This window comes from uncultured Campylobacter sp. (assembly GCF_938030815.1).
Lineage (GTDB): Bacteria > Campylobacterota > Campylobacteria > Campylobacterales > Campylobacteraceae > Campylobacter_B.
On record NZ_CALHII010000069.1, the window covers coordinates 1 to 3,329 of the forward strand.

General features: G+C 51.5%; 2 protein-coding genes. Both read right to left on the bottom strand.

The features are described from left to right. Window positions 1–1,060: 1,060 nt before the first annotated feature. On the bottom strand, window positions 1,061–2,632 hold the full coding sequence (locus Q0277_RS02515) for a subtype B tannase (RefSeq protein ID WP_297995252.1): 1,572 nt from the start codon (window positions 2,630–2,632) through the stop codon (window positions 1,061–1,063). Between the two features lie 230 nt (window positions 2,633–2,862). Beyond that, a partial coding sequence (locus tag Q0277_RS02520; protein WP_297995253.1) for a TlpA disulfide reductase family protein occupies window positions 2,863–3,329 on the bottom strand: 467 nt, incomplete at its 5' end.

The window sequence follows — 3,329 nt, forward strand, 5'->3', positions numbered from 1 at the left end:
AGGCGATGTTTGACGAGCCCAGCGCACAGCTTTTAAAGCGCCTTGCGGATGCGGGCAAAGTCGTTTTCAAAGACGGTTTTTACGAGATCGCAAAAGGCTAGGGCGTTAAATTTTAAAAACTTTTTCGCGGCGCAGCGCGGCAAAAAGCGGCTTGCATGAAGGCGTCGTCGCAGGCGGTGCCCGCCGCCCGTAATCTATAGAAGCGGCGCAAAGATAGCGCGTTTAAATTTAATGCTGAAGTTGCGTTGCCATAGATAGAGCGCTTGCCGCGCGCGAGCTAAAGGCAGCGCAATGCTAGCTAACGTTAAATTTGGCGCCGAGTTGCGCCGCCACAAAGATACCGGCGCACCAGGTTTAGGAAGCGATCCTGCTGCGGCGCGGTGATCTTTAAATAGGCTAAGCTGCGCTCAAAAGCGTCGCTAAATTATCAAATTTACGCACACGTCGTAAAGATACAGACTCCAAGCGGCGCTTTTTGTGTGTCAGCGGATTATTGAAGTAAGTCGAATAATAGGATAGCAAAAGCGGGCTTGAGCCCGCGGGAGATCGCAAAGCGCGCCTTAAATTTAGCCTGCTTGCCGCGCTTGCTTGGGTTTTTTACGTTCATTTTAGCGTATTTTATCGTTCGCGCGCCGAATGTGCGCCCATTATGCGATACTGCGCGCTCAAAGAGCTGCGATCGAATAGTGCATAAACGCCGCGAAATTTTATCGCATATTTTGGTCTTTAAATTTAAAATTAGCCTGCAGAATTTGATCTGTGCTGGAGTTTTGACGCAGATCGCGCTAAAAGCCCCGAGCCATAAATCGTCGCGGCCGTTAAAATTTTAATTCGCGCCATTTTGCCGCGATAAAATTCTATAAATTTTTTTTGAACGCTAGCCGTAAAATTTCAAGCCATTGTGTTTCTTGCGGCGGCGCTAAAATTTTGACGCGATAGAATTTTGTAGCGGAATTTTACGCCGCTCGGCGTATCCGCTAGAGAGTGTTTGGGCGATAAAATTTTGCGGCAGAGCTGCGGGCAAAATTCTAAATTTCAAAGTAAAATTCTGCCCGTTAATCTAGCGCGCGACTACTTTGTCGATCCAGTTAAAAAGCTCCTCAAGATCGTAATCGCCGGCGTGTCCTTGCCTCCAAGGCACCGCAAAATCGACGTTCTTGCCTGCATTTTGCAAGCTAAGCGCCAAAATAGCGGGGATCGCAAGCGCCGTATCGCGATCGCTCGCGCCGTGTCGGATGCGGTAAAATTTCGCGCCGTTTTCGTTGCGCACGAAGCTCATCGCATCCATCATCTCTACGATCCGCGCATCTGCGATTAGCACCCCTTTGGCGGGGTCATTCATCGCGCCAAAATCCGTAAAATGCGCCGCGTTAAATTTGGCGCCTCCAAACAGCTCGTTTTCGGGATTTTCAAGCGCAAAGCCGTCGAATGCGGGCGGGGTCTTGGCGCGCGGCTCGGCAGTCGCGTAGCCCCAAAAAAGCATATGCGATTGCGATGCGTCGTCCTTGATTTTTGCATCGAGGTATAGGGGTGCCTTCGCACGCGGATTTTTCACCGCAAAATTAGCAAACGAGGCCGATATGAGGCCGTTTATGTAATCTTTGAAGCTGCCGTCGCCGTTTTTATCCAGGCTTAGCGCGCGGCCGCCCCCATCCCTTAAGCTTAGCGAGTTCAGATAGGCGGGGAATTGCGCCTTTAGCTCGTCTGAAATTTTAATCTGCGCCGCGTCTAGTTTGCCGCTTAGCATCTTGCGAGTGGGCTTTGCGGCGCTTTGATTTGCGTCTTTTTTAGAATTTTTTTCAGCGCCGCTAGAATTTTCGTCGCGCTCGTTAAATCCCGCTGCATCAAAGCCGCTAAAATCCATCTTTTCATATTCGCTCTGCGCGCCGAACATCCACTCATACGCCGCGTCCGCGTGCTTTAGATTTGTGATCGGGCAGTATACGGACGCCGCGTAAATTTTATCGCTCGCCTTCGCAGCGCCCAGCTCTTGCAGATACGGTTCGTACGCAGCCTCGTCTCCGCTCGTGCCCAAAAGTGCCGAGAGCGCTCCGCCCGCGCTCGTGCCGTTTGAGATGATCTTGTTCGCGTCCCCGGGCATCGCCGCGTCGTTAAATTTCAGATACCGCACGGCCGCCTTTAGATCGACGATCGCTGCGGGCGCCTTGCCGATATAATCGCCATTTGCGCCTTTTAGCGTGCGTCCGCGCGCTGCGGGAGCGGCTACGACGTAACCGCGCGAAAGTGCCGTAGCGATCGCGTTTGGTTTGCCGCTTGCGTCTATTTTGACCTCGCCCGCTTCGCCCGGCATGTAGCCGCCCACGCCGTTTAGCAAAAATATAGGCGCGCTCGCGGCGTCAAATTTGCCGCTCTTGCGCCCCTCAAAATACTGCTGCGGGATGAAGATATTCATGCTCTGATAGTGCGCGCTTGCTGGTTTTGCGACGTAGATTATGTTTTTGTAGGTGCGAAATTTTATCTTTTTGCCGCCTACGATCACGCTTTCTTGCGTGAAATTTGCGGCGTTAAATTTCAGATCTACTTGCACGCTCTGCGCCGCAGCCTCGGCATTTAGGCTTAGCGCGCCGCAAAGTATCGCGGCAGCGCCTAAAGCAAGGGATTTTTTACTCATTGAAGTATCCTTTATATTTTAATATTGCCGCTTTTTAGCCCTTTAAGCAGCTTAGTGACAAAGCTAATTTTAGCAAAACTCAGCGAATACTTAAATCCGTTGCGCGCCTAAATTTTGAAATTTAAACGCAAAGGCATCTGCAAGTTGAAAGGAATTTTAAACTCGAAGTGTTATTTTAGTGGGCATTTGCGATACGCCGCCGTAAATCCGGCTGCATTAAATTCCGCTCGTTAATTCATAAGCTTGAGCTGCGTTTCGAAGGCGGATTTAGGGTAGAGGCCGATGAGCTTTTTGACCGCTTTGCCGTTTTTATCGTAGATTACCGACGTGGGGGTGCCGAAAATGCCGCCTACGATGGTTTCAAAGTATTTCACCGAGCTTGCGCCGCTGATGCTTGGGAATTTTATCCCCTTTTCGCGCGCGACTGCTGCATCGGCTTCCAAGCCTTTGCCGTCGCCCAAAACGCCGATAACTAGCGCGTTGCCGCTAGCTTGTAGCTCATTTAGCACGGGTACTTGGGCTTTGCACGCACCGCAGCTACTGGTGTAGAAAAACAGCACGAACGGCTTGTCGTTGCCCTTAATCTTTAGCGTGCGTTCGGAGGGGTCGAACTTGGAGGCGAGCGAGGCACCGTCGCTGCTTAGATGGTGCTTCCATCCGTCGCAGCCTGCGAGTAGCAGGGCAAGCACGGCGGCAG